Raw genomic sequence first — 26,897 nt, 5'->3', positions numbered from 1 at the left:
CCTTCATTGCACGCCTCCGTGGACTTGTTCTCTCAAACATGCTGCCCATCCTTTAAGTGTGATTTTTGTTGAAGGCAGCACCTTTTCTGTTCCATCCGGTTTTTGAATGGTGATGGCAGAACAGTCCATGAATCCTTTGTTGATTTTATCCTGATTAAGGTAACAATGGACCACTTGGAGCACGTCGATACACCCAATCATTTTTACGCAAGTAATCTATTAAATCCTTTGGTCTTATCTCCAACATCTTCGCGGCTTCAATCAAACCAAACAAACCATCAGAGCGTTTTAAGCCTTCTAAAGCTTTTGCTTTTGGTGCTAATTCTGAAATAACATGGTCTTTCTGCTCAATTTGATTTTGTAGATGATTTAAGGCGCCAAGTAATACTTCGGGTTTGGAGTAATCAATTTATGGAATAGCTACTTGTCTTTCCAACGGTTAATTATCTTTGCTCGTAAGGCAGTGCTGTAACTAGAAACAAGAATTAAGCATTCACGCTTTGGCGGGTTATAACAAGGGCGGCTTTCACCTTATGTTATCAAGGTAGTGCCCACCAAAATCAACCTTCTCAAATTTGAGGGCGTTAAGTTCTTCAAGCGTTTTCTTGATGTCACGCATAATATTGTCATGCCTTTTGCCACATAATTCAATAATTTTAATAATGGTATTCATAAAGAATTCTTAGATGTTAGACGTTCCTTAATGACATTCTAAAAGAGTGCTGGTCGCTAAGAAACACGGCATCTAGTCCGTCGTTATGCCTTTCCCCGAAGGGGGGTATATGGCATAGCCACACCTGACAAAGCTATTATATGCATGTAGCATAGAATGAGTTAAAGCTTTTAAATTGCGGAAGATTAGTTATTTCGGCAACTAATCCGCTAGTTGTTTTAAGGTGTTTTTGAGGCACCTGATTTGAAAATACCTATTACTAGAATTGTCCAGTAATAAAAATTACTTTTTGCTAAGAAAACGTTTCACATACTGTACAGTGTACATATTGAAATTGTTATTTATCAATGAGTTAAGTGTACAATGTACAGTCAAATTGAAAATTCTGTCGCTAGCGATAGTTCGCACTAGCCTGTCCCGCAACGAAGCCAACCCGCTGGGAAGTACCTTTTACATTGATTTTATTGACTTTTTTATGGAAAAACAAAGCATAAGTGATAATCTGTTTTTAAAATTGCAATCAAAGTGTGTAATGCATAAACTCATAAGGATATGGAATATATAGATAAAGTTTAAGAACATAATCTAGCCTTTCTTATTAGCAGCATATTCTTGACGTTTAAGTTGTCTCTGTATGTTTTCAGTTAATCTTTCATTGGCATATTGTGCAATAGCACTTGCAATCTCTGGCTTGGACATCACTTTAGCAATTGAAGGTCCTTCTTGTTTTGTAATGGGGAATTGATCTCCATCCGCTCTTTGAAACACATTCCCTCCCATTTTCAATTCAACACGCTTTGGAAAACTGCCTCCCTTGATAAAACCATGGGGTAAGATTTCTTTCTTTCCAAACAGTGTGTAAGTTACGCCGCGTTTTGTTTCGTTTACTTAAAAAAATTTAAGAGGTATCGGTGTTACAGAACCAATGATATCTGTCTCGAGAAACCTTGCTGTCGCCTTTTCTTTAATATAAACGCCTTTTTTGACACGCTTTGATTGGACAGATGTAACATCGGCAATTTGTTTTTCTGCAAAGCGTTCGACTGTTTTACTGCGGTGTTTAGAGCATTACGCACAGCCCAATTAAGGCGTGGTGCTTGAAGACTGGTGAAGGCATCCTTCACCTGTTGAAGATACCATTTTGGGTAGATGATTAACTTCAACATCTAAGCCTTTTTGGGGGTAGGTGTTAATGACTTGGAAACTTTAGAAGCTTTTGGTTTTTCGGGTGGAATTTCTTCGGCTGCTGATTCAGTTGATGTTTGTACGGCTTCTTGTTCTATTTGCTTAATTTGTTCAACTGTCTTTTCAGGTTTTTCTGTTGTTTTGACTCCAATAAAAGGTTTTACAGCATTGGCGCGCTTGAGACGTGCGTAGACTTGATTGGAAACTTCAACAAATGGATTATTGGGTGTTGATGGTTCAAAGCGAATAGTGCTTTTATTGTCGCCAACAACACACATTGGCTTAGTGATGACAGCTTTCATCATTGCTCCTTTTGAGTCATAATTAATGACATAATTAGTCAATTATTGATTTTTATTCTGTGAAAAATTGATTAGCTGATTGTCAGCAGAAAAAATCATGATCTTATGCTTTTTTACTTTTTACCTAAAGTTGGTGTTTTTAAACATTAAAAAGTGTAGAAAAAATTCAAGTAAGAAATGTTGATAACCTTGCTAAGACTTCGCCCATAATTATATATGGAATAGTTTCCATTCTTTTTCCATTACGCGCTACTATATCTAAAGTATGGCGGTTGGTCGCAGCGTATCACACCTGTTGTATGCAGCCCTGTTCCCACCAATGAAATAGCAAAATCTGCTATTCTAGCAAAATTTTCTCCACTCGTAATGGGCAAAACAATGGGTGTTTTTGTTAAACGATTAAACCCCTCCGGTGACACAATCAGTACAGGACGCGTTCCTTTTTCTCATAGACAGAGGTTGGGTCAAGCGATACAAACCAAATTTTACCCCGCTTCATTACAAGAGCTCTCTGCCAACAAGCTTAGCATCAAACCACTCTACATCTTTATCCGCAAAATCGTCTGAAGGATTACATTGGGCTAACAATTCTTCAAGAGTGTAATTTTGCGATATTTGTGGTTTCTCAACCAATTGTCCATTATCAATAGCCAAACCCACTTGCATATTTTCAGTAAGATGAAGAACATCAAACAATGCAGGCGGTATAGAGAGCATAACGGATCCTCCAACTTTACGTAATTTTGTTGTGCATAAAATGCCCTCTCTAATATTATACAAAAATATAACATAAAGCCCATGATTTAATAGCTTTTTATGCTTTTGTGTAAATGTTTAAGAAGCGCATTTAGAGCAATACGCAATATACTCTGAATAAAGTCAATATTTTTTATCTCTCTGTTGATCTCGTCTATAAGAGGTTCGTAATTGAGAATGCTTTTCGGAATATCACCACCGTAAACCCATGCTTTTACTTGCGCTTTGGTACTAAAATCCGCATTCTTAGGTGTTTTGTAATACTGATCACCATCAAACTTTTCACACTCTCTTGTACCGTCTTCATATTCGTAGAGGTTGTAAAAATACTCCTCTGTCCCATCCCCCATGGGACATACCCACTGCCGTTGCAACAAACCTCTTTCGCATGGGTTGTTTACGGTTTTTTAAGAATAGATGTTTTAAAATGAACATGCTTTAATCCTAATTTTACAAATTTGTCTATTTGCCTCAAATTTGACCGTACAGAGCGTTTTATATGATAGGTTTTTTATCATAAAATCTTTAAATCACTCTGTACGGTGCCATTTTGTCGATTTAAATGCACATCCAATCAAAAAACGATTAGAAATTTTCACTAGTTTGCTAACCTGCAATGTTTTTCACTTGCTTTTCAACCAACGTGAGTGGTCTTGAATTCTCTCTCATTGCCTTTTCTTTCAGCCTTTTTTCACGGGTGTTCAAAACAGCCTAGTGTACAAGATTGGTTTTTGTCAAAAGACTATTTTCCAAATCACGACATAATTTTACTAACTCACGAGTGCTTGGAAAAACGTATCCGATAAACCTTCTACCTCATCGCATAAAATCCGTTTAACCGTTTTTATGAGTGACCACGCAGAAACACTTTCCAAAACCATTCCATAGGTAAGCACCATATCTTCATGATCTGTCTGTTGCGAAATTTTTAAACCACACCGAAAGCATCCGAATTGCCTTGGCTATGTCCTCTTTACTCACTTTTATTGAAAACAATTCGTGAAGTTGATCATAAGCATCTAAGGCAATCGCTTCCTGCTGTTGTGTCAATGCTTGCTACTTTTCAAAACTAAAGGAAACTCCAGAGCTATCATCTCGTGAATGTGTTTCAAAGTGACCTCGAGGCCTGATATCAAGGATGCTGTCTGAGATGCGTTCACCAACGTTTTTTTGCCTTTGAGAGTGATTTCCATAGTTTTTTCCGTTCTCTAAATCCTCGATAACTTTTTGCACCCAGTTGCGCCACGTTGCTTTCCAATCCGTTTTGCGTGCATCTTTGCCTGTTCTAGCTTTCCAATAATCTCGAAATTTTGCCATTTCGGCTTTGACACGCTCTGGAGGCAATCCCTCTTCGATTGCGAAATCATAAACAGGTTCGAAATCATCAGGGGTACGACAGCCACTGTCATTTCTAACCCGTTTAGCTTTTTTCGTAATGTTCTCTTGCTCGTGAATGGAAGGTTGGTTTTCTACACCCGTTTCGATTTGCTCTGATGTGGTCTCAACAGCAGCAACCTATGTTGGTTCGTCAACCTGTTCGTTTGTTTCTAAATTTTCAGAAGCAGTTTTTTGCTAAAATGATAGTTTTAGTTTATATATATTCTTATTCTGGTTCTTTATAGCTTGATTTTGCTTAGCGTTTGCTTCAGCAAAATCATTAAAATGTTTTTTATAGCGTTTTTTATTGTACACCTTTTTTCCAGCCTCACTATGAATTTGCGATATGTGCACTTTTTTATCAGTAAAATCTTTTAGCTCTTCTTCAATGCGCGTATTCGACAAACCATTATCTTTCTCAAGAAGTTTATCATTCTTCATGAGATATTCGACAATAGTTGCAAACTTTTTTGCGAGCAATTGCAAGCGCGGGCAAGCATTTCAAAATCTGTTTTAATTGGTGCTTTTTTGTCATATATGCGAATGAAAAGCGTTATATAAATGCCCCTTTGTTCTCATGTCATTCCATCTATCTCACTGTTCCAGTCATTCAAAAGGAATCTTATCCATGGCATTGCATTAGACATGCGCATTCCCTTCTTTAACTAAATATAAAATTGCTAAAGCATTTGCTTCGTTGTCATCTTTTGGATTGTATTCTTTTGCACACACTGTCTTAATCATCTCTTCTTGTGAGACATTGACTTTATCTGTTGTGATCTTCATTTTTGTAAGCCATTGCTGAAAACGCAAATAGCGCCTACTATCGCCTTTAAAACGAAAAAATTCAAAATTGACAAGTGCCACTTGTTATACTGCTGTCTACACGAGAAATCGCCCAGCCTGTCTTAGATCTAGATCAAGGCAGAGAACGGTTTGTGTATTGATGATCATCTTCCCCCATGAAGGCTGTTGCGTATTTATATATGCGCTATGACAGAGCGTGTTGTGATTGCCTGTCTTGAAAAAATGGTCGTGAGAAAGTACTTGAAACTACTTTTGGGCCAATTTTTTACTGCCATTCGAGGAAAAATAATCTTAGAAGCAGTTGATTTTCGAATTAACTCTTCTTGTTTTTGAATCACATCTTTTTGTGCACGTATTATTTCAGCTTCTTTATCTATTATTTTGTCTTTTGCATCTATCTCTTTTCTGAGCTTTTGCGTCGTTTTACAAGAGTCATGAAGAGTATAAGCCAATCCCAAATTAGCAATATTGATTGCCTCTCCATCCTATAAAGACGAGGAGGAGGTCAAAGTGCTAAAAAGGTACCTCAAAAAGCAGCAATGATTCGTATTTTAGTACCACCGCGGTGCCGTCTTATAGCGTTATAATAAAGTTACGAAAGGTGGTTTAGAAGGTGCTTTAATTTTTTTTGATTTTTAATAAATCATTGGAAAATAAGAGAGATTAAGATAATCTGGTGCGGACGGCGGGACTTGAACCCGCAAGGTCTTCGACCGGCAGATTTTAAGTCTGCTATGTTTACCGTTTTCATCACGTCCGCGATGTGAGTTCTCTCATAAGCTATATCTTTTATTGAATCAAGAATTAATGACAAAAGAAACATTTTTCATTTTTTAGTGAAATTTTGACTGACAATAGTTTCCGTTATCGATAGAAAAAGCTTTTATAATGTAAATAAAGTATGAAATGATTAGTGTTATGAGTCAATTTATTCAAGACGTCACAAAAGCTATGGTGGGATTGCATCACGTGTTTGCTGAAACACCACTTCAAAGAAATGATTTTCTTAGTCAAAAGTATGATGCAGAAATTTATTTAAAGCGTGAAGATTTAACACCGGTGCGGTCTTATAAGATTCGTGGTGCTTTCAATTTTGTTTCAGAAATGCTTAGCTGTATATCACCAGATTCTGCATTTGTTTGTGCTTCAGCGGGGAATCACGCGCAAGGGGTTTCTTTTGTTTGTCGTTATTTTAAACGTAAAGGCGTGATTTTCATGCCTATGACAACGCCACAACAAAAAATTGAAAAAACACGTATTTTTGGTAAAGAATTCATTGATATTCGTTTGGTTGGTGAAACATTTGATCAATGTTATGAAGCAGCGCAATCCTTTGTCGTAGAGAGCGGTGGTGTAATGGCTCCACCTTTCGATGATATTCGCATTATTACAGGGCAGGCAACAGTGCTTTGTGAAGCAGCTTTACAATGGAAAAAACTCAATGGAGAAAGTGAGCCAGATTTGATGATTGTGCCGGTAGGGGGGGGTGGTTTGGCAAGTGGAGTGAGCAAGTTTTTACATGAATATGGTTGGAAAACAAAGCTTCGTTTTGTTGAGCCGCAAAGAGCTGCAAGTTTGCTTGCTTGTTTGGAGAGTGGAAAACGCGTCAAGCTTGAAAGCATTGACACTTTTGTAGATGGTGCTGCTGTGGCTGAAATTGGTGCTCTAAACTATACAATTCTAAAGCAATTTCCCCCTGATTCTGTCATTACGGTTCCTGAAAACCGCGTTTGTTCTACGATGGTTGAAATGCTTAATGTTGAAGGTGTGGTTCTGGAACCGGCTGGTGCTTTATCGATTGATGCGCTTAACAGTATTCCTCCTCAAGAGTTAAAGGGGAAAAAAATTCTTCTCGTTATTTCAGGAGGTAATTTTGATTTTGAGCGTTTGCCAGAAATTAAAGAGCGTTCTTTACGTTTCCAAGGGTTGAGAAAATATTTTATTTTTAGTTTTCCGCAACATCCTGGTGCATTGCGTCATTTTCTTTCCACATTATCACCAGATGATGATATCGTACGTTTTGAATATCTTAAAAAGTCAGCGAGAAACTTTGGTTCTGTATTGGTTGCGATTGAAACAAAAAAATACGGTAATTTTTGTCTTTTAGAGGAAAAATTTCAAGCGTTAGGTTGGCGTTATCGTGATATTACTGATGATCAAACGTTATTTGATTTTGTTATTTGAGAAACTGAAATTTTACTAAAACAAGAAGTATAATGATGAAACCTATTTTTCATTCGGTGCTGAGTCTATTTTTCTTTTTGATTGTTAATCAACAGAGTTTAGCATCTCAGCCAACAGTAGTACAAAAAGATGAACTTTCAAGAGTCGTTGTTGATGTCAATAATGCTATAAAAAATGGGGATTTTATGCCTATTTCTCGTTATATGCCTGAGCGGCTTTATAAAGAGATGGCACATCGATTGAATACAACAGAGAGTGCTTTACGTAGTGATTTTCTTCAACAGTTGCATAAGAAATTTGAGGGGGTGCCTTCTGGTGCTTATTATTTAGATAAAGAAAATATAGAGTATTTACAAACTGATAACGGTACTTTGTATGCTTTAATTCCAACAGTTCTTGAGATGAAAGATCGCATCATTCAATATAAAACTTTGGCGATTTTTGATAAAAACCAATGGTATTTAATTTATGGCGGTCAAAAAACTTTACAAAATCCAGTTTTTCTCGAGATTTATCCTGATTTTATCAAGGTACATTTACCGATGGACACAATCATCAAAAAGTAAACGATCTAAATATTGTTTTTATTCATGATAAATGTATTTCGTAAAGTTCTTGCTTTTTTATCATAATCCAAAGATAATAGAGATGAAGGCATTTAGGCTGGTTTGTTGGCTTTTTGTAAAGTGAAGTTTATACGCCTTTATCTTGATTTCAAGGTGTTCATAAGTTGCGCAAGCCGCTTTTTAGGCGTTGCTTCATTTAAAATGTCAGGGATTTCTCTTGCGCGGATTCTTGAGTGGAGAGTTCAGATGGTTACTTCTTTTGAGTTCTTCAGCTAAGGAAAGATTTTATTTTGCCTATAAAAGAAGAAAATGTTTTTACAAAGTTAGGTTTACCTACTCTTTTGATTAAAAATTTACTCATTGCTGGGATGAGTAAACCTAAACCTATACAAGAACAAGCTATTCCAGTGATGTTGAAAGGACACGATATTTTAGGTGTTGCTCAGACAGGCTCTGGAAAAACCTTGGCATTTGGTTTACCTATTTTAAGTCAGATTTTGGCTTTGGGTGATAAACGCTGTCCTAAAACTGCACGCGCTTTGATTTTAGCTCCAACGCGTGAACTTGCTGTTCAGATTGATGAAACGATCCGTACTGTGGCGAAAGGAGCACATCTTTCAACATGTCTTATTTTTGGGGGCGTATCACGTTTAAAACAAATTAAACGTATGGAAGCAGGTGTGGATGTTTTGATAGCGACTCCAGGGCGTTTGAGAGATCTTGTTCGTGAAAAGTGTGTTGATCTTTCCCAATCTCGTTTTTTGATTTTGGATGAAGCAGATCGTATGTTGGATATGGGGTTTATTCATGATGTTAAGCAAATTGCAAAGCTTTTGCATCAAGAGCGTCAGACAGCACTCTTTTCTGCAACAATGCCGAGGGAAATTGCTGTGCTTGCAAAATGTTTACTCAATGATCCGGTTAAAATTGAAGTTGTTCCTCAAGGTACTACGGCTGTAGAGATTTGCCAAAAATTATATTGTGTTCCTACGAATGAAAAAAAGAATGTTTTAAGTAAACTTTTGACAAATCCAGCTTTTGATTCGGTTATTGTTTTTACTCGAACTAAACATGGGGCAGATGCTGTCACGCGTAGTTTAGAAAAGATAGGATATTTAGTCGCAACAATTCATGGAAATAAATCACAAGGTGCTCGCCAGTCTGCTTTAAAAGCTTTTCGTGAAAGATCTGTGCAGATCCTAGTGGCAACAGATATTGCTGCACGCGGTATTGATATACCAGGGATAAGCCACGTTATTAATTACGACTTACCAGATGAAGCTGAAAGTTATGTACATCGTATTGGTCGTACAGGACGGAATGGCGCATCTGGTGTAGCACTTACGCTTTTTGATGAGAAGATAGAAAGGTCCCGCTTGCGTGCTATTGAGCGCTTGATTCGTATGAAATTGGTGGCTGAGGCTGTTCCAGAACAATTTGCAGCGTTTCCAGAAAAGCCAATTGTGCGAGAAAGTAAAGAAAACGATAAGGAACGCCGTTTTAAAAAATCTAAACGTCAAAAACAGTTTTTAGGTCGAAAAGATGATACCGCACAGTTGCAGCGGAAGAATTCTTCACCTCAAAATGAGAGGCATAAAAAAGCAAAAACAGTAGTAAAGCGTGCAAAGCCTCTTCGTTTTCGAAAATCAGTTAAGAGGGCTGCTTAGATAAAGTCTTGAAAAAAGATCATGTACTGGAGATTTTTTACTTTTGTTGATTTATTCTCAATTGAAAAGAGCTATAAAATATTCTTGTCAAAGTAAGAAGATCCTTTAGAGGTTTTCATTTTTTAGAAATGAAAACTTCTAACTTTTTGGATTTATTAAAAATCTTTATTGTAGAGGAAATTATTTATTTGCTTTATTCCTATTTTTTTTAATGGGAATAAAAGTAGATTTTATTTATATAAAACTATTTTTATAAAGGATGTGTTTTATCTTTAATGATAACTTTTAATTTTAAAAATTGATGTCTAATAATAACTCATTGTTTTATAATTTAATAATTCATTATATCGTATTTTTTTCATTTTTAAGTTATTTATGCGGATCAATCAAAAGTATTCGCTTGCACGTTATGTGTGAAGTTGTGATATAGATAATCATTTGAAAAATAAATAAAATAATTTTTATAAACTCTTTCCAAGGCAATGGGGGATTGCTGAGATTGAGAGTTGGAAAATAGTACGATGATATGGCTTTTATTATAAATAAAGATGGGGCTGATCAATCGATTTCATTTTATACCATTTACGGGAGTCATTGTGAAAGAGGCTTGGGGGATTTAAGAGATATCTCTTTAAAAAAGCGTGTGACTGCATAATACAATAGCGAGAATGTCATGATTTCTGAAGGCTTTCTCAGGATTCTCAACAATTTAGCTCGTTATCTTTGTTTTTACTGTAAAACACTATTAGTTTGGGAGGATATAAAGCCTATAAAACTTTATGCATTAAATTTTTTATGACAGTGTGATGAATATCCAAGGCAAGGTTGTTTGTAAAGCGTTGAAGTGGTTAGCAGGAGGAACAACCTGTTAGATAAGACGTCGGAGTGTTTACAGACTTGTTTTATGTTTTTTGCTTTTAGGATGGGGAGGAGGTTATGTGGGGTGTATGGAGGTAATATATGACCTTGATTGTTGTTTCTTTCATTTTTCAAAATGATTGCTTCATGAGTAGGTTTTTAAGTTTAATTCCTTTATTGAGTACAAATCATTCTTTCTTTGGAAAAAAATATATGAGACCGTTTCATTGCTGATGGAGCTTAATAATTCATCTCTGATGAAAGAAATCGTAATTTATAATGTGCAAATAATTGCAGTGTCCTCTTATAAAGGCGCGGTAGTTTGAAAAAAGTATTTAAAATGAATCAATAGCTTTTTGCGTTCATTGCAAAAAATACATCCGGTAGGATATTGTGTTTCTACTTTATTGCAAAAATCCTATTCCATTACTTTTATTAACGAATCCCTCATGTCTAAAAACTTTAGAAAAAACAATAAATTACGTAGAATAAAAGAAAAGTGGCTCCCCGGGCCGGATTCGAACCAGCGACCAACCGGTTAACAGCCGGTTGCTCTACCGCTGAGCTACCGGGGAACGGTGCCCAATCATTTAATTGAAAAGGCTATAGCTTGAAAAGGCTATAGCAAAGCAATACTGATTTGCAAAGGATAAAATTACTTTTTTTAAAAAAATATGATAAATTGTGTAATAAGAGGAAAAAAGGCGAGAGAATATTTCTACACCTTGACGGATGCGTTGCCTTCCCTTATTGAAACCTTTATGTTTGTTGACGAGGCCTCGTGGCGGAATGGTTACGCAGAGGACTGCAAATCCTTGTATCCCGGTTCGATTCCGGGCGAGGCCTCCAGCCGATTTTAAACGAAACGGCTTTTAAGGGAGATGAGGTATAGGAAAATAGATTATTTCCCTCTATTCTTGTGAAGACACTTTTGTATGAGAGATTATACAGTTAAAATCTAATTGTTGACTGTAGTATCCTTTTTTGTAACGCCCATAGTTTAAGAGATCTTTATCCCTTATTGTCGCTGTTTTGTTTGTTTTTTGTAGGTTAGGAGAAAATATTCGTTATGGTTGCAGATTTTGCTGAGCTTCGTCGCAAAATGGTTGACAATCAAATTCGTACAGTCGATGTAACGGATTTATCAGTTCTTGAAGCCTTTTTAACGGTGTCTCGTGAAGATTTTGTATCGGAAGATATGAAAGTGTTAAGTTATCTTGATACCGATATTGTTCTATGTCCAGAGCAAGATGGGGTTCCTGCACGCTATTTGATGAAACCTGCATCTCTAGCGAAATTACTACAGCTTGCCGCTTTAAAATCATCAGATGTTGTTTTAGATATTGGTGCAAATAGTGGTTATTGTGCAGCGTTGCTTGCAAAACTTGCAGGGTCTGTGATTGCGCTGGAAAGTGATAAATCTCTCTTTGAACGTGCTCTTGAAGCTTTAGAACGGAATCAATGTGATAATGTGGTTGTCGTTCATGGTCCATTAGAGAAAGGATATGCCGTTGAGGGACCTTATGACGTGATTTTCATTGAGGGATCTGTTGATTTTATTCCTCAAGGTATCTTTGATCAAATGAAAGACTGTGGACGTCTTGTTGTGGTTGAAGGGCATGGAAATGCTGCTGTTGCACAAATCTATATAAAAGAAGATGGGATCATCTCGGCTCGTCGTGCTTTTAACCTCGCTGTAAAGCCTCTTCCTTGTTTTTTCAAAACACCTGGTTTTGTGTTTTAGTGCTTGTTTGTTTTGTGAATAAAAGATAATTTTGTAATTTATTTGGGGTTTGTTATTGTGTGTATTATGTTTAGAGTAAACAAGAAGTTTCAGGCGTGTTTATTGCTGGTGTTGAGTGTTTTACTATCAGAGGCTGTTTGTGCTGAAACATTGATGGATGCCTTTTCTAAGGCTTATAAATATAATGCTAAGTTGAATAGTGAACGTGCAGCTGTGCGTATATCCAGTGATGATGTTGTCATTGCGCGATCGGGGCTATTGCCACAGGTTGAGGGGGTTGGGAACTATGGGCGCAATAAGTCTTTTACAGGTCCTTATGTCACTTCTGGATCTATAGGAGTGAGATTAAATCAAAGATTATTTGATGGTTTTATCACGCAAAATATCTTTTCTTCAGCTCAAGTTAAGTTGCAGGCCCAGCGTGAATATCTTCGTAATGTTGAACAAAATACGTTTCTGGAGGCGGTGACCGCTTATGCTAATGTCTATCACGCACGTCGTGTTGCCGATCTTCGGAGAGAAAATTTGGCAGCTCTTGAGGAACAAGTTCGTTCTAATAAAGCAAAATTTGATGTGGGTGAAGGAGGGCATGTTGATCTTGCTCAAGCTCAAGCTGCACGTTCCGTGGCGGTTTCAGAGCTGAGTCTTGCTCGTTCTGATGTAAAAGCAGCAGAGGCAGTGTATCGACAAGTTATTGGTTCTGATCCTGAAAAGTTAAAACGCCCACCTCTAGCCAAAGATTTTCCCGTCAACCTTGATATGGCTTACCAAATGAGCGTTGTGATGCATCCAGCAATCCTTTATGCTAAATATTTAGTTGATGCGAGTGCTTATAATGTAAAGGCGAAAGAAGGGGCATTGCTCCCTAAAGTTGATTTTTCTGCAACAGCATCTTATAATCGAATCTACAGCGGGGTTGGAGAAGATGGCGTTTCTAAATCTGTAGGATTGTCAGTAAGTGTCCCAATCTTTGAAGGAGGGCGTACATCTGCGCAAATTCGCCAATCAAGGGAACAGCTTGGACAGGCGCAGCTTCAACTCGATTTGGCGCATAGTAATACGAGGCAAGCACTGACTTCTGCTTGGTTTCAGTTGGAGGGCGCACGCTCATCTGTTGTTGCTTACCGTGAAAGTGTTCGTGCTGCTGAAATTGCTCTGAAAGGTCGTGTTCAAGAAAATCGCGTAGGGCAAGCAACGACGCTGGATGTTTTAAATTCTCGTACTCTATTGATTAATGCTCAGATTGCGCTTGCAATGGCAGAGCGTAATGCTGTTGTGGCGAGCTATAGTGTTCAGTCTTCTATTGGTAAATTGACTGCGAGTTATTTAGGTTTAAAAACAATTAAATATATCCGATAATGTATAAAAGTATCTCTTTAATCTTAAATTATTTTAGTTTTTAAAAGATTAGTAAATCAACAGTTGAATATGTTGAAAGATATTGCGGCGAGATATTATTTTTATAAGTGTAGAAAACTGTGTGTAGCGCCCTCTTTATGACAAGCATATTTGAAAATATCGTAGGAGGCATGTTGATCTTATAATTCTTTTGCATACACTGAAAATATGATTCTATTTGTTGTTGCGTCTTTGAGAGGTTGTAAAGTATGGTACAGAGTTCAAGCGTGTTACGTGAGCCAAGTATGGATGAAATTTTAACATCTATTCGTGAAATAATCGAAGAAAATGCGGTTCAATCTGATCACTTTTTAAATGAAGATGTTGCAGTGAATGCTTCAGAAGTGGCATCCGAGGGTATTTATGATACAACCTTATCGGTTGATGATGCTATGAAAGCTTTAGCTGATCGTATTGGTCTTTCTTCTGAAAATCAAGGAGGGAAGATAACGCAAGAGAAAGAGGATATAGAGGCAGAAAATAATACAGTTGGTATGGATATGCAAAAGATGAAGCTTTCTTCTGAAGAACGGAATTCTGTTTATAAAGCAAAAGAATATGAAGATGAGATAAGGAAATCACAGTCAGACGCTGGAAGGGATGGTCATGTGGAATTGTCTGCATATTGTATTTCTTCTGCAGAAAAGATTGCAAAGGATGTGTTGCGTCCGGCTATAGCGGAATGGTTACAGTCTAAATTGCCTATTTTGCTGGAAGATATTTTGCGTGAAGAGATTGTGAAGGCGATTAAAAAATCGTCTTAATTATTTTTATGTTTTTCATTTTATGGGGATTTTGTTTGCGATTTTGCGAGCTCTCTAGTGAATGGCTGAGATTCACGAGATTCTGATCAGGTTTTGATCATATATTGTGTTTTTCAGCGGCGTTATGGATGGATAGAATGTTAGAAAAAAACTATGATGCTGCCTCTATAGAGCAACGGGTTGCAAAGAGATGGGAGACTCGTGGGGCTTTTAAAGCGGGAGCTGGTTCTAAAAGCGGTGCAGAACCTTTTTGCGTTATGCTTCCTCCTCCTAATGTTACGGGCTCACTTCATATGGGGCATGCGCTCAATACGACAATTCAAGATATAATAGTTAGATTTCAGCGGATGCGTGGCAAAAATGTGTTGTGGCAGCCTGGTATGGATCATGCTGGGATTGCTACGCAAATGGTTGTGGAACGTCAACTTGCAGAACGTCAAGAGCCAACGCGTCAAGAAATGGGGAGAGAAAAGTTTATTGAGCGTATTTGGGAATGGCGTTATGAAACTGGAGGCGTTATTGCAAACCAGTTGCGTCGCCTTGGGGTTTCATGTGATTGGTCGCGTGAGCGGTTTACAATGGATGAGGGGTTGTCGCAGGCGGTTCGTGAAGTCTTTGTCACGCTTTATAAGCAAGGGTTGATATATAGGGATAAGCGCCTCGTCAATTGGGATCCTAAATTGTTGACAGCTATTTCAGATCTTGAAGTTGAGCAAAAAGAAGTTCAAGGACATTTGTGGCACTTTAGATATCCACTTGAAGGTAAAACTTTTGATCCAAATGATGCTACAACTTTTATAACAGTGGCGACAACACGACCAGAAACAATGCTTGGTGATACAGGAATTGCTGTTAATCCTGAAGATGAGCGTTATAAAAATCTTATCGGTAAAAATGCTCTTTTGCCGCTTGTTGGTCGTAAGTTATTAATTGTTGGTGATAGCCATGCTGATCCTGAGGCTGGAAGTGGTGCTGTAAAAATCACACCGGCTCATGACTTTAATGACTTTGAAGTAGGACAGCGTAATCATTTACGCTTGATCAATATTTTTACCCAGCAAGCCGAGATTTTTCTTCGTGAAAATGAAGCATTTTTCGATGGTTTGATTTTATCAGATGAATTAAAAATGTTAGTAGAAAACCTCGATAAATCTGATCGTTTTGTTGCTCGCCAGAAGATTGTTTCTTTGATGGAAGAACAGGGATATTTAGCTTCTGTTGATGATCATACCCATATGGTTCCTCATGGAGATCGCAGTGGTGTCCCTATTGAGCCTTTTTTGACAGATCAATGGTATGTTCATGCTGCTGAATTAGCAAAGCCAGCGATAGAGGCTGTTCAACAAGGCAAAACGCAGTTCGTTCCAGATAACTGGAAAAAGACGTACTTCAATTGGATGGAAAATATTCAACCTTGGTGCATTTCTCGCCAATTATGGTGGGGACATCAGATTCCTGCTTGGTATGGTCCTGATGGAACGGTTTTTGTTGAAAAAAGTGAAAAAGAGGCTTTAGATTCAGCTTTTGCTCATTATGGTGAGGTTGTTGAATTAATCCGTGATCCGGATGTTTTAGATACTTGGTTTTCATCAGCTCTTTGGCCTTTTTCAACATTAGGATGGCCAAATAAAACGACTGAATTATCTACTTTTTACCCAACATCTGTATCTGTGACAGGATTTGATATTATTTTTTTCTGGGTTGCTCGTATGATGATGATGGGACTTCACTTTATGGGTGACGTTCCTTTCCCAACGGTTTATGTGCATGCTCTTGTACGGGATCAAAAGGGTGCAAAGATGTCAAAATCAAAGGGAAATATTATTGATCCCTTAGAGCTTATTGATCAATATAGTGCTGATGCACTTCGGTTTACTTTAGCTATTATGGCAGCACAAGGTCGTGATGTAAAACTTGATGTTTCCCGTATTGCTGGTTATCGTAATTTTGCTACGAAATTGTGGAATGCTACCCGATTTGCACAGATGAATGGTGTGAAGCATGATCCAGCTTTTAAACCAGAACAAGCAAAATTGGCGCTTAATCGTTGGATTTTAACAGAGTTATCTAAAACAATTTCAGCAGTTACGACTGGTATTGAACACTATAAATTTAATGAGTCTGCTGCCACTCTTTACCGTTTCATTTGGAATACATTATGTGATTGGTATTTGGAGCTTCTCAAACCTATTTTTCAGGGGGAAAATGAAGATGCTAAAAATGAGGCTCAAGCTTGTACTGCTTGGGTTTTAGATGAAGTTTATAAACTTCTTCATCCTTTTATGCCTTATATGACGGAAGAGTTGTGGTCTCTTACAGAAACGCAAGCCATCAAGCGTGAGGATATGCTCGCATTGACAAAATGGCCAGAGGAAACATTGATAGATGAAGAAGCTGCTGATGATATTAATTGGCTTATTGATGTCGTCACAGGGATTCGGTCTGTACGTTTTGAAATGAATATTCCAGTGGCTACACAAGCACCTCTTGTTGTTGTCGAAGGAGGGGAAGTAACGCGAGAGCGTATGAAGCGTTATGATGCACTTCTTAAAAAATTAGCGCGTATTGAAGTTATTGATTTCTCTGATAAAGTTCCGGAAGTATCAGCACAAATGATTTTGGGAGAGGCTGTTTTTTGTTTACCATTAGGACAGTTGATTGATTTGGAGGCTGAACGTGTTCGTTTGAGGAAGGATGTCAGTAAAATTGAACAAGATATTGAAAAAATATCGCTTAAGTTAAACAACCCCCAATTTATAGCAAATGCAAAAGCAGAAATTGTTGAGCGTGAGCGGAATAGGGTTGTAGAACTGCGTGCAGCGCAGAAAAAAATATTTGTTGCTTTAGAGCGGTTAGATTGATTTCAACTTTTTATTTTTTTGATAGATAATTGCATACCAGTAGGGCTAGTATAGATCTTCTTTAAAAGGAAACTTTTTCTTTTGTTAGTTTTTCATGAACGATCATAAAATCTCTACTGAAATCCATTGTTTTATGTTTATCATTAAAGAGACATCTTTTAAGGCATTCAAGCTTATTCCACGACGTAGATCATGAATGGTATAACGGTAAATCCATTGAGCTTCCCTTCTTTATGCTTGTGAAGTAACAAGCGCTGGGAGCACCATTCTGTCCAATATCCGGACAACCCTTAGCTCAAACCGTTCGTAAGAGGCATTTTTAGTTCTTTCTTACACAGAGTTTTTATCCACATAGCTCTCTCTACTTGTAATGTGCAAGCGGATGGTTTTGATTGATTTAACATGGAACAAGTTTGGAATGAGAGAATCTTACGATATTCGAGGTCCTCATTCAACATGCAAAATGGTAAAGTATCATTAAAATCAATATCTTGTTTTATTTCTGTAAAATATCATCATTTAGAGTAGCAATATAAGGCATGTAAAATTACATATGTGGTATTTTTTGTATGTAGTGGTGAGTATTCTGAGGTAAAACTTGTGTGTAAAGTATGAAGTAACCCCATGTGAAATGATGTTAGGTGCAATCCGTTAAACAAAAAGCTGTATTGTTATAGATTGACGGAGGCAAAAAACTTCATCTTTAAGGTGGTAAGGCAGTCGTGAAGTTATAAGTTAACTATCATCATTATATTTATCCATCTTTCGTATTGTTTTTTATACTCAAACGTTTACCATTCATCATGTATTCTCTTCGTTCTCAAGTTGCTGTTTAATGCACGTTATTCTATTGAACGATTTTTGCTCATACGTATAAAATTTTAAGATCGATAAATCCTATTGGATGGTTTTTATCTATTTGTTTTTTCTTTTAAAATTTTTACTTTAAAATTGCGTATGCTTCTTACTAAGAAAAAGAGTTTAAATATCTACAAAGAAATTTGTAACAGATATAATCATTAAAATTGAGGTAGGGGGAATGGTTAATAGGTTTCAGATATGGAAAAAAGTCACGATTGTTGTGATTTTAGAGGAATTCTTTTCGACTGTTTATGTAATAGATGTCAATAGCTTGCAAGAAGCGAATGATGGTTCGTTTTATTTTTTAAAACGTGGCATGTCTGTTTATAAAAATGGGCATATAACTCAGGCTATTGCAGCATTACGTTGTGCTGCTAAGAGAGGCTATATTGGTGCGAATTGGAAACTTGGCTCTATCTATGCAAACGGTGATGGTGTCCCTAAAAATGATTATAAGGCATATAATTTTTTTGCATATATTGTTGAAAAAGGTGCTGATCTTGGTTCAGAGGATGAAAGTTATGTTTCTGATGCATTGATTAAACTTGCCGGATATATAAAAAAAGGTATTCCTCAATCACCTGTGAAACCTGATCCTTCTTATGCTTCTCATCTTTATATGCAGGCTGCGGTAAACTATGGAAATCCTAAAGCTCAGTATCATTTAGGAAAAATATTTTTAAAGGGAGAGGGAAGGGAGAAAAATCTTATACAAGCAGCACGATGGTTTCAACTTTCAGCAAAAAAAGAAAATCCTTCTGCCCAAGCAATGCTTGGAAATATACTGCTTAAAGAAGGAAAAATTGTCCGTGGGGCAGCAATGTTAACTGCTGCCTATAAAAAGCTAACGTAAAAGACGAAAATTGGATTCACCCTTTGCAAGAAGAGGCTTTTGCTCTTTGTAATGAATCTGAGAGACGTACAGCAATTTCACTGGTTGCTGAGATTTTAAAGAATAACAGTTTTTAAACATCTGATTGTAATATTTTTACATTCTCTCATCTTATATTAAACTCTGTTTTCTTGTATACAAGTTCATAGTAAAGATAGCTTTTTTTGATAATCTAACGGCTAATGACTTAGGATTTTAGACAAAAATTCTTGCGTTCTCGGTTTTCTTGCTTGCGGATCAGAAAAGAACTCTTTAGATGAGCAGTCTTCAAGAATTGTTCCTTGATCTATGAAAATAACACGCTCCGATACTTTTTGTGCAAATCCCATTTCATGGGTTACACAAATCATCGTCATACCTTCTTCTGCTAAGCTAATCATGACATCGAGTACTTCACCTACCATTTCAGGATCTAGAGCAGATGTTGGTTCATCAAAAAGCATGACAAGTGGATCCATAGTTAAGGCACGTGCAATAGCAACACGTTGTTGTTGCCCTCCAGAAAGTTGACCAGGATATTTATCTTTGTGTTCAATGAGTCCAACGCGTTCAAGATATAACAATCCACGTTCAAGTGCTTCTTTTTTGCTTCGTTTTAGGACTTTGATTTGTGCAATTGTCAAATTTTCTGTGACAGATAAATGGGGGAAAAGCTCGAAGTGTTGAAACACCATTCCTACCTGACTTCGCAATTTAGGCAGATTCGTTTTTTTTGAATGAACTGGTATTCCATTAATCCAAATTTCACCTTTTTGAAAAGGGACGAGAGCGTTAATAGTTTTAATGAGTGTTGACTTTCCTGAGCCTGATGGACCACAAACGACAACGACTTCTCCTTTATTAATGTTAGTTGTACAGTTTTTAAGGACTTTAATTTCGCCATACCAATTAGAAACATTTTTTATTTCGATCATATGAGTAGACATTTTTTTTCCTGTTAGCGAATAATGGATACTTTTTTTTGTAAATACAAAACTATTTGTGACAGTGTAAAACAGATAACAAAATAGAAAATAGCTGCTAAGATATAAGCTTCTTGCTTTACACCAAAATTATTAGCAGCAATATCAAAACCATTCAAAAGGCTATGACCACTGATGGCATAAACAAGGGTTGTATCCTGAAAAAGGATAATAACTTGTGTTAAAAAGACTGGAAGCATATCTCTAAAGGCTTGAGGAAGAATGACAATGTACATACTTTGCCAATATGTCATTCCAAGAGCTTGTCCTGCATATTTTTGTCCTTGCGGAACTGAATTGATTCCAGCACGCATAATCTCAGCAAAATAAGCCGTTTCAAATGCGGTAAAGGTAATGAGTGCTGATTTATTTGCACCAATGGATATACCAGTTAAAAAAGGCAGAAGCACGAAAAACCATAAGATAACCATCACAAGTGGTATTGAACGCATAGCTGTTATGTAACTGATTGCAAACCAAGAAAGAAGTTTTATGGAAGAAAGGCGCATCATTGCTAAAAGTGTGCCGAAAACAAACCCCAATACCGTTGCAAAAAGAGTTAGAAAAACGCTAAAGAGTAAACCTGATAAAATGTAAGAACGAAATACATCAAAGGTAAAAAAGGAAAAATCAAAGTCGGAAAAATTGAAAGGAAAATAAAGTCCAAACTGAGAGCTTATGAAATTCATCATATTCAATTTCCCTTTGTTTGAAAATTAGGAATTTTGAGTATTTGTTCAATGACTGTCATCACAATGAATACGAATAAGGCTATTAGAATATAAAGGATCGTAACAAGCAAATAATTTTCGTAAACATGGCTTACTTCTTCAATTGTTTGGTATTGAAATTGCATGAGCTCATTTATTGAAACGGCGAATGCTATAGATGAATTTTTCACAATCCCCATTGCTTCTGAAGTAAGAGGTGGCATAATTGCACGTATAGCACGTGGTAGTATAATATAGCGATAACTTTGATAAGTTGTAAATCCCATTGCCATAGCAGCATAGCGTTGTCCAGAAGGAATCGCTTCAATGCCTGAACGAACCTGTTCAGCAATGCGTGCAGATGTAAAGAATCCCAATGCGCATGTTATTAAGAGAATGGGGGAAAATTTCATCGCTGGTGGATAAATCTTCGGAACAACAAAATACCACAAAAACACTTGTACAAGGAGGGGAATATTACGCATAATCTCTACCCAAATAGTACCGATAGTGCGAAATATATAATTGATTATGGATGTTTTGGGTAAAGTGCGCATTGTTCCTATAATAACACCACACAATACAGCTAATATAAGTGAAGTGATAGATAATATAATTGTATTTTTTAAGCCATCGAGAAGTGTATCTAAATAGGTATGACTTACGCCGGGAGTTCCCAAGCATCCTGTTACCAATGTTTGAGTAAGGTCATCTCTACAAAGGAAAGAAAAGTCCATTAATTGATATTCCCTCAAATTAGTCATTCACAAATAGGACAATAAACCACGCGCATCTACATAGTCCAGATTTATTAAAAAGTGAATTAAAATATAAACCACACTCAATTTCAAAAGAGTGTGGTTCTTCTTTATTAAACTCTATAAATCTTTTTCTGCGTAGCTTTCTCGAGGCTTATTATTTGGGTGATCCCAAGCATATCTTGTTTGTTTTGATAAGGGAAGGTTCATAACAGTGTTAGCAGGTGGGATCGGTTTCATAAACCACTTATTATAAAGCTTTTCCAGTGATTCATCTTTAATCTGACGTACGATACTATCGTTGATTGTTTGTTCAAATTTTTTGTCATTTAATCTGAGCATACAGGCAATAGGTTCGACTGAAAGTACAGTATCAAGAATGACATAATCAGATGGATTCTTTGATTTAGCAATATGTCCAGCAAGAATTGAAGCGTCCATGACAAAAGCATCTGCCTTACCAGATTCTAATAATAAAAAACTATCTCCGTGATCTTTCCCCTTTAAAACTTTAAACTGAATGTTTTTTGCACGTTTATTTTTACGAATAAGTTGAACAGATGTTGTACCGGTGGTCGTTGCAACTGTTTTTCCATTTAAATCCTCAAGAGATTTAATGTTAGAGTTTTTCTTTACAGCAATCCGAACCTCTTCAATGTATGTCGTATAAGCAAATGCTGCTTCTTTACTGCGGGCAATATCATGTGTTGTTGAGCCGCACTCAAAATCATAGGTTTTATTTTTTAAGAGAGGAATTCTATTTTGAGAAGTGATGGGAAGATAATGAATTTTAATTGGTTTACCAATTTTTTTTGAGATATCATCAATAATCCGTTCTGCCATTTCTGTATGAAAACCTACATATTTATTATTACCAAGGGCGTAGGCTAAACCAGATGATTCACGGACACCTAAAGTAATTTCCCCTGTTCGTTTTATTTTTTCAAGAGTATCATGTTCAGCATGCGCGAAACTTGAGAATCCAATGGCCGTTGCTGCAATAAGCATTAATAATGATTTCTTCATTTATGTCCTCCATTCATTTATTTTTATTTTATTTGCTTAAGATATACTGTTTATATGCTGTAGCATAGTTATTATTTTTGAGTGGAATTTTTTTGTTGTCTCATGAAATGAGGATTTTACTTTCTTAATTGATATTAAGGTGAATCCAAACAGGAACGTGGTCGGATGGTTTTTGATATCCCCTTACTTCTGTTTGGCTATGAGCGCAAATTAATTGATCAACAGCTTCTGGTGATAATAATAAATGATCAATGCGAATTCCATTATTCTTAGGCCAGGCACCTGCCTGAAAATCCCAAAAACTGAAGGAGGGAGTATCGGTGACATTCCGGATAGCATCATAAAAACCTAAATGAAGAATACGTTGGAATGCTTTTCTTGTTTCTCGAAGAAATAAGGCATCTTGATACCATTCTTGAGGTTTTTTTGCATCTAATGGAGTGGGGATGACATTATAATCACCTGCTAGAATAAGAGGTTCTTCATACGCAAGCAATGATTTTGCATGTGTATATAATCTTTCCATCCATTCTATCTTATAGGAATATTTTTCACTCTCAATAGGATTCCCATTTGGCAAATAGAGAGATGCAACACGAACAACACCTTTGTTTGTTGAATAAACAGCTTCAATGTAACGTGTTTGTTTATCATTATCATTGCCTGGTAATCGACGGATCACTTCATCTGGTGTTTTTTTAGAGAGAATCGCAACGCCATTAAAACTTTTTTGTCCGTGTGTTTCTATATGGTAACCTAAATTTTCAATTGTATCGCGTGGAAAATTTTCATCAATACTTTTAATTTCCTGTAAACAGACGATGTCCGGTTGGCTTTGCTGCAGCCATTGACATAATGTTTCATGTCGCGCTTTTATTCCAGCAATATTCCACGTTGCTATTTTCATGGTGCTCATCATTAGATATCAAATATGCAATTCAATTTACTGCTATGTTTTACTACAGTCACATCGCTGTTTTTTTGTTTATAGGGGATATTACTATGGTAAATTAATTTATCAAGAGTAGCGGTAAAAGCAAATTTAAAGCTTTAAAATTTAATTTATTTTCATTTTTAAAAACTTTCTGCTGTTTAGTTCTTGACGAATGTACGTGTTCTCGCTATTAGAAATGAACATAACCGATGTGGATGTAATCAGGTGTTTTGGATATGAGCCGGAAAATTATTCACAGGTGTTAAGAAGATTAAAAGCAAATGCTAGTGCAAAAGGCTATTGCCTTCTCTGCTTATGGTCGGGTAAACTGTTTTGTACAGGTATGCCCGATTTTGTGTGTAGACTTAGATATCTGCTTCGATTTTGTTGGGGTGGATAGAAATGAAAATAGAAAAGCCCGATTGGGTGAGACGAATGTAGATCGAAAAGAGGAAGGTTGCATGCCTACCGTAAACCAGTTGATTCGCAAGCCGCGTGTGGCGCCAGTTAAACGTAATAAGGTTCCTGCTCTGCAGTCGAATCCGCAGAAACGTGGTGTTTGTACGCGTGTTTATACAACAACACCGAAGAAACCTAATTCTGCTCTTCGTAAAGTTGCTAAAATTCGCTTGACGAATGGATTTGAGGTGATTGGTTATATTCCTGGAGAGGGACATAATCTTCAAGAGCACTCTGTTGTAATGATTCGTGGTGGTCGTGTGAAAGATTTGCCAGGAGTTCGTTATCACATTATTCGTGGTTTGCTTGATACGCAGGGTGTCAAGAATCGTAAACAGCGTCGTTCAAAGTATGGCGCGAAGCGTCCAAAATAATATTGAGAGACAAAGCCAATGTCCCGTCGTCATAGAGCAGAAAAGCGTGAGATTAATCCAGATCCAAAATTTGGTGATTTGGTTATTATGAAATTTATGAATGCCATTATGTTTGATGGTAAAAAATCAGTTGCAGAGCGTATTGTTTATGGTGCGCTCGATTCTGTAGAAAAAAGAGTAAAAACAGATCCTGTGGCTCTATTTCATCGAGCTTTAGAGAATGTTGCTCCTCACATTGAGGTTCGTTCACGCCGTGTTGGTGGTGCTACTTATCAAGTTCCGATTGATGTTCGTCCTGATCGTCGTCAGGCTCTTGCTATTCGTTGGTTGATTGCGGCGGCACGTGGTCGAAATGAAACGACGATGATTGAGCGTTTATCTGGTGAATTGATGGATGCGGCTAATAATCGTGGTTCTGCCGTGAAAAAGCGTGAAGATGTTCATCGTATGGCTGAAGCTAATCGTGCTTTTTCTCACTATCGCTGGTAGAAGTTTTAAACTAAGGCAAATATAATGGCTCGCGAATATAAAATTGAAGATTATCGTAATTTTGGTATTATGGCGCATATTGATGCTGGTAAGACTACGATGACTGAACGTATTCTGTTCTATACCGGTAAGAATCATAAAATTGGCGAGACCCATGATGGTGCTTCTACAATGGATTGGATGGAGCAGGAGCAGGAGCGTGGTATTACGATTACGTCTGCTGCGACAACAACATTTTGGGAAGGGCAAGACGGTCGGAAGCGTCGCTTTAATATTATTGATACGCCAGGGCACGTTGATTTTACGATTGAAGTTGAGCGCTCTTTGCGTGTTCTTGATGGTGCAATAGCCTTGTTGGATGCAAATGCTGGTGTGGAGCCTCAGACGGAAACTGTTTGGCGGCAAGCTGAGAAGTATCGCGTGCCTCGTATGGTTTTTGTTAATAAAATGGACAAAATAGGAGCTGACTTTTATCGTAGTGTGGAGATGGTTGGTTCTCGGTTAGGTGCTAAAGCGCTTGTTTTGCAGTTGCCGATTGGTGCTGAAAATGACTTTGAAGGTGTTGTTGATCTTGTAGAAATGAAGGCTTTAAAGTGGGATGGTTCTATTGGTGCCTCGGCAGTGATAAGTGAAATTCCCTCTGATTTAAAGGAGAAAGCTGAAGAATATCGCGAGAAATTGATTGAGATGGCTGTGGAGGTTGATGAAGCTGCGACAGAGGCTTATTTGGAAGGTGTTATGCCAACCAACGAGCAGCTTGTTTCTCTCATTCGTAGGGGGACAGTAGAAGTTCAGTTTCATCCGGTTCTTTGTGGTACGGCTTTTAAAAACAAGGGGGTGCAGCCACTTTTGGATGCTGTTGTTTCCTATCTTCCTTCTCCAATTGATATTCCGGCGATTAAGGGTATTGATGTAAAGACTGAGGCTGAGACGACACGCGAATCTTCTGATGATGCTCCGTTATCTATGCTTGCTTTTAAAATTATGAATGATCCTTTTGTTGGTTCATTGACGTTCTGTCGTATTTACTCAGGTAAAGTTCAGAAAGGTATTTCTCTTGAGAATACTGTGAAAAAGAAAAAAGAGCGTTTGGGGCGTATGCTTCAAATGCATTCAAATTCTCGTGAGGATATTGAAGAAGCATTTGCTGGTGATATTGTTGCTCTTGCAGGACTTAAGGAGACGACAACAGGGGATACTCTTTGTGATCCTTTGAAGCCTGTTATTTTGGAGAGGATGGAATTTCCAGAGCCTGTTATTGAGATTGCAATTGAACCAAAGACAAAAGCAGATCAAGAAAAAATGGGTATTGCTCTTAACCGTCTAGCCGCCGAAGATCCTTCATTTCGTGTTAAATCGGATGAGGAATCTGGTCAGACTATTATAGCTGGAATGGGTGAGCTTCATCTTGATATTATTGTTGATCGTATGCGGCGTGAGTTTAAGGTTGAAGCAAATGTTGGGCAGCCTCAAGTTGCTTATCGTGAGTCAATTACTAAAATGGCGGAAATTGATTATACGCATAAGAAACAATCGGGTGGTGCAGGTCAATTTGCTCGTGTGAAAATTGTTTTTGAGCCTCATGATGGTGATGACTTTATTTTTGAGTCAAAGATTGTTGGTGGTGCTGTTCCTAAAGAATATATTCCCGGTGTCCAAAAAGGGATTGAGAGTGTTATGGGGTCAGGTCCTCTTGCGGGCTTTCCTATGCTTGGTGTAAAAGCGACTCTCATTGATGGTGGCTATCACGATGTTGATTCTTCGGTTTTGGCTTTTGAGATTGCTGCTCGTGCGGCTTTTCGTGATGGGGCAAAAAAGGCTGGTGCACAGCTTCTTGAACCGATCATGAAGGTGGAAGTTGTTACACCAGATGATTATGTTGGTGATGTTATTGGTGATCTCAATTCTCGTCGGGGACAGATTTCAGGAACTGAAGCGCGCGGCATTGCAACGGTTGTGAATGCAATGGTTCCTTTGGCAAATATGTTTGGTTATGTGAATACTCTTCGCTCTATGAGTCAGGGGCGTGCGCAGTATACAATGCAGTTTGATCATTACGAGCCTGTGCCTTCAGCTGTTGCTTTGGAGATTCAAAAGAAATACGCGTAATTTCAGGTTGGTAATTAATTTTTAACTTAGTCCTTAGCTTGGACGGAAAATGGAGAGCTCAAATGGCGAAGAGCAAGTTTGAACGAACAAAACCGCATGTTAACATTGGTACGATTGGTCACGTTGATCATGGGAAGACCTCGTTGACAGCAGCGATTACGAAATATTTTGGTGAATTTAA

The 26,897-nt window shown here is 37.4% G+C and carries 22 protein-coding genes, 3 tRNA genes and 6 pseudogenes; 13 read left to right on the top strand and 18 right to left on the bottom strand.

Annotated features, from left to right (window positions below; all coding sequences use genetic code 11):
- Positions 1–3 precede the first annotated feature (3 nt).
- From ACFINM_RS07465 to ACFINM_RS07410, 12 genes and pseudogenes are all read right to left on the bottom strand, one after another.
- Positions 4–673, bottom strand: a pseudogene (locus ACFINM_RS07465) (phage antirepressor KilAC domain-containing protein).
- Between the two features lie 585 nt (positions 674–1,258).
- Positions 1,259–1,836: pseudogene (locus tag ACFINM_RS07460) on the bottom strand (hypothetical protein).
- Positions 1,837–1,839: 3 nt separating this feature from the next.
- Positions 1,840–2,160 carry a hypothetical protein gene (locus tag ACFINM_RS07455; protein WP_375640994.1) on the bottom strand — a complete coding sequence of 107 codons (321 nt, stop codon included), beginning with the start codon at positions 2,158–2,160 and terminating at the stop codon, positions 1,840–1,842.
- A 166-nt stretch (positions 2,161–2,326) separates the two neighbouring features.
- A pseudogene (locus ACFINM_RS07450) lies at positions 2,327–2,659 on the bottom strand (type II toxin-antitoxin system PemK/MazF family toxin).
- A complete protein-coding gene (locus ACFINM_RS07445; protein WP_375640993.1) occupies positions 2,659–2,877 on the bottom strand; it encodes an antitoxin in 219 nt (72 codons plus the stop codon). Before ACFINM_RS07445 ends, ACFINM_RS07450 begins: the two are co-directional and overlap by 1 nt.
- An 86-nt stretch (positions 2,878–2,963) precedes the next feature.
- Positions 2,964–3,351: pseudogene (locus tag ACFINM_RS07440) on the bottom strand (hypothetical protein).
- Between the two features lie 335 nt (positions 3,352–3,686).
- On the bottom strand, positions 3,687–3,815 hold the full coding sequence (locus tag ACFINM_RS07435; RefSeq protein WP_375640992.1) for a hypothetical protein: 129 nt from the start codon (positions 3,813–3,815) through the stop codon (positions 3,687–3,689).
- A gap of 157 nt (positions 3,816–3,972) precedes the next feature.
- A complete protein-coding gene (locus ACFINM_RS07430; protein ID WP_375640991.1) occupies positions 3,973–4,260 on the bottom strand; it encodes a hypothetical protein in 288 nt (95 codons plus the stop codon).
- Positions 4,261–4,488: 228 nt separating this feature from the next.
- Positions 4,489–4,734, bottom strand: a complete 246-nt coding sequence (locus ACFINM_RS07425; protein WP_375640990.1) for a hypothetical protein — start codon at positions 4,732–4,734, stop codon at positions 4,489–4,491.
- Positions 4,735–4,932: 198 nt separating this feature from the next.
- Positions 4,933–5,247: pseudogene (locus tag ACFINM_RS07420) on the bottom strand (hypothetical protein).
- Between the two features lie 26 nt (positions 5,248–5,273).
- Entirely contained in the window at positions 5,274–5,552 is a 279-nt protein-coding gene (locus tag ACFINM_RS07415) for a hypothetical protein (protein ID WP_375640989.1), read from the bottom strand.
- A gap of 222 nt (positions 5,553–5,774) precedes the next feature.
- Positions 5,775–5,860, bottom strand: a tRNA-Leu gene (locus tag ACFINM_RS07410).
- Positions 5,861–6,006: 146 nt separating this feature from the next.
- Here ACFINM_RS07410 and ilvA point away from each other — a divergent pair.
- The 3 genes from ilvA to ACFINM_RS07395 all read left to right on the top strand — a co-directional run bounded on the left by ilvA (position 6,007) and on the right by ACFINM_RS07395 (position 9,517).
- Complete coding sequence (gene ilvA / locus ACFINM_RS07405) at positions 6,007–7,284, top strand: threonine ammonia-lyase IlvA (RefSeq protein ID WP_375612449.1); 1,278 nt, start codon at positions 6,007–6,009, stop codon at positions 7,282–7,284.
- A gap of 35 nt (positions 7,285–7,319) precedes the next feature.
- Positions 7,320–7,850 carry a hypothetical protein gene (locus ACFINM_RS07400; protein WP_375621294.1) on the top strand — a complete coding sequence of 177 codons (531 nt, stop codon included), beginning with the start codon at positions 7,320–7,322 and terminating at the stop codon, positions 7,848–7,850.
- A 290-nt stretch (positions 7,851–8,140) separates the two neighbouring features.
- Entirely contained in the window at positions 8,141–9,517 is a 1,377-nt protein-coding gene (locus ACFINM_RS07395; protein WP_375621289.1) for a DEAD/DEAH box helicase, read from the top strand.
- 1,358 nt (positions 9,518–10,875) lie between these two features.
- Here the strand turns inward: ACFINM_RS07395 and ACFINM_RS07390 are convergent.
- Positions 10,876–10,950, bottom strand: a tRNA-Asn gene (locus ACFINM_RS07390).
- A gap of 200 nt (positions 10,951–11,150) precedes the next feature.
- Between ACFINM_RS07390 and ACFINM_RS07385 the strand changes: the two genes are divergently transcribed.
- The 6 genes and pseudogenes from ACFINM_RS07385 (at position 11,151) to ACFINM_RS07360 (ending at position 18,972) form a co-directional block, all read left to right on the top strand.
- A tRNA-Cys gene (locus ACFINM_RS07385) sits at positions 11,151–11,224 on the top strand.
- A 220-nt stretch (positions 11,225–11,444) separates the two neighbouring features.
- The gene (locus ACFINM_RS07380) at positions 11,445–12,119 is read left to right on the top strand and encodes a protein-L-isoaspartate O-methyltransferase (RefSeq protein ID WP_375621446.1); all 675 of its coding nucleotides are present in this window, start codon (positions 11,445–11,447) and stop codon (positions 12,117–12,119) included.
- Positions 12,120–12,185: 66 nt separating this feature from the next.
- Complete coding sequence (locus ACFINM_RS07375; protein WP_375621445.1) at positions 12,186–13,478, top strand: TolC family outer membrane protein; 1,293 nt, start codon at positions 12,186–12,188, stop codon at positions 13,476–13,478.
- 248 nt (positions 13,479–13,726) lie between these two features.
- Entirely contained in the window at positions 13,727–14,281 is a 555-nt protein-coding gene (locus ACFINM_RS07370; protein ID WP_375612445.1) for a DUF2497 domain-containing protein, read from the top strand.
- A 137-nt stretch (positions 14,282–14,418) separates the two neighbouring features.
- Positions 14,419–17,142: a valine--tRNA ligase gene (locus ACFINM_RS07365; RefSeq protein WP_375621444.1), complete on the top strand. Its 2,724-nt coding sequence runs from the start codon at positions 14,419–14,421 to the stop codon at positions 17,140–17,142.
- A gap of 1,039 nt (positions 17,143–18,181) precedes the next feature.
- Positions 18,182–18,972: pseudogene (locus tag ACFINM_RS07360) on the top strand (tetratricopeptide repeat protein).
- 102 nt (positions 18,973–19,074) lie between these two features.
- Here the strand turns inward: ACFINM_RS07360 and ACFINM_RS07355 are convergent.
- The 5 genes from ACFINM_RS07355 to xth form a co-directional block, all read right to left on the bottom strand.
- Entirely contained in the window at positions 19,075–19,821 is a 747-nt protein-coding gene (locus ACFINM_RS07355) for an amino acid ABC transporter ATP-binding protein (RefSeq protein ID WP_273791447.1), read from the bottom strand.
- A gap of 11 nt (positions 19,822–19,832) precedes the next feature.
- A complete protein-coding gene (locus tag ACFINM_RS07350; protein WP_375621443.1) occupies positions 19,833–20,549 on the bottom strand; it encodes an amino acid ABC transporter permease in 717 nt (238 codons plus the stop codon).
- A gap of 2 nt (positions 20,550–20,551) precedes the next feature.
- A complete protein-coding gene (locus ACFINM_RS07345; RefSeq protein ID WP_375612442.1) occupies positions 20,552–21,304 on the bottom strand; it encodes an amino acid ABC transporter permease in 753 nt (250 codons plus the stop codon).
- A 141-nt stretch (positions 21,305–21,445) separates the two neighbouring features.
- Entirely contained in the window at positions 21,446–22,351 is a 906-nt protein-coding gene (locus ACFINM_RS07340) for a transporter substrate-binding domain-containing protein (RefSeq protein WP_375621442.1), read from the bottom strand.
- Positions 22,352–22,475: 124 nt separating this feature from the next.
- Complete coding sequence (xth, locus tag ACFINM_RS07335; protein ID WP_375621441.1) at positions 22,476–23,258, bottom strand: exodeoxyribonuclease III; 783 nt, start codon at positions 23,256–23,258, stop codon at positions 22,476–22,478.
- Positions 23,259–23,746: 488 nt separating this feature from the next.
- Between xth and rpsL the strand changes: the two genes are divergently transcribed.
- The 4 genes from rpsL to ACFINM_RS07315 form a co-directional block, all read left to right on the top strand.
- The gene (rpsL, locus tag ACFINM_RS07330) at positions 23,747–24,118 is read left to right on the top strand and encodes a 30S ribosomal protein S12 (protein ID WP_005773262.1); all 372 of its coding nucleotides are present in this window, start codon (positions 23,747–23,749) and stop codon (positions 24,116–24,118) included.
- Positions 24,119–24,136: 18 nt separating this feature from the next.
- Positions 24,137–24,607, top strand: coding sequence for a 30S ribosomal protein S7 (gene rpsG / locus ACFINM_RS07325; RefSeq protein ID WP_015856589.1), 471 nt, complete (start codon positions 24,137–24,139; stop codon positions 24,605–24,607).
- A 24-nt stretch (positions 24,608–24,631) separates the two neighbouring features.
- Positions 24,632–26,716 carry an elongation factor G gene (gene fusA, locus ACFINM_RS07320; protein WP_375607436.1) on the top strand — a complete coding sequence of 695 codons (2,085 nt, stop codon included), beginning with the start codon at positions 24,632–24,634 and terminating at the stop codon, positions 26,714–26,716.
- 62 nt (positions 26,717–26,778) lie between these two features.
- Positions 26,779–26,897 (top strand): GTP-binding protein (locus ACFINM_RS07315; RefSeq protein ID WP_375640331.1); only part of this gene is annotated, 119 nt, incomplete at its 3' end.

It is taken from the genome of Bartonella sp. AA168HLJHH (assembly GCF_042197365.1).
Classification (GTDB): Bacteria; Pseudomonadota; Alphaproteobacteria; order Rhizobiales; family Rhizobiaceae; genus Bartonella.
This window is presented reverse-complemented; position numbering and strand designations above follow the sequence as displayed.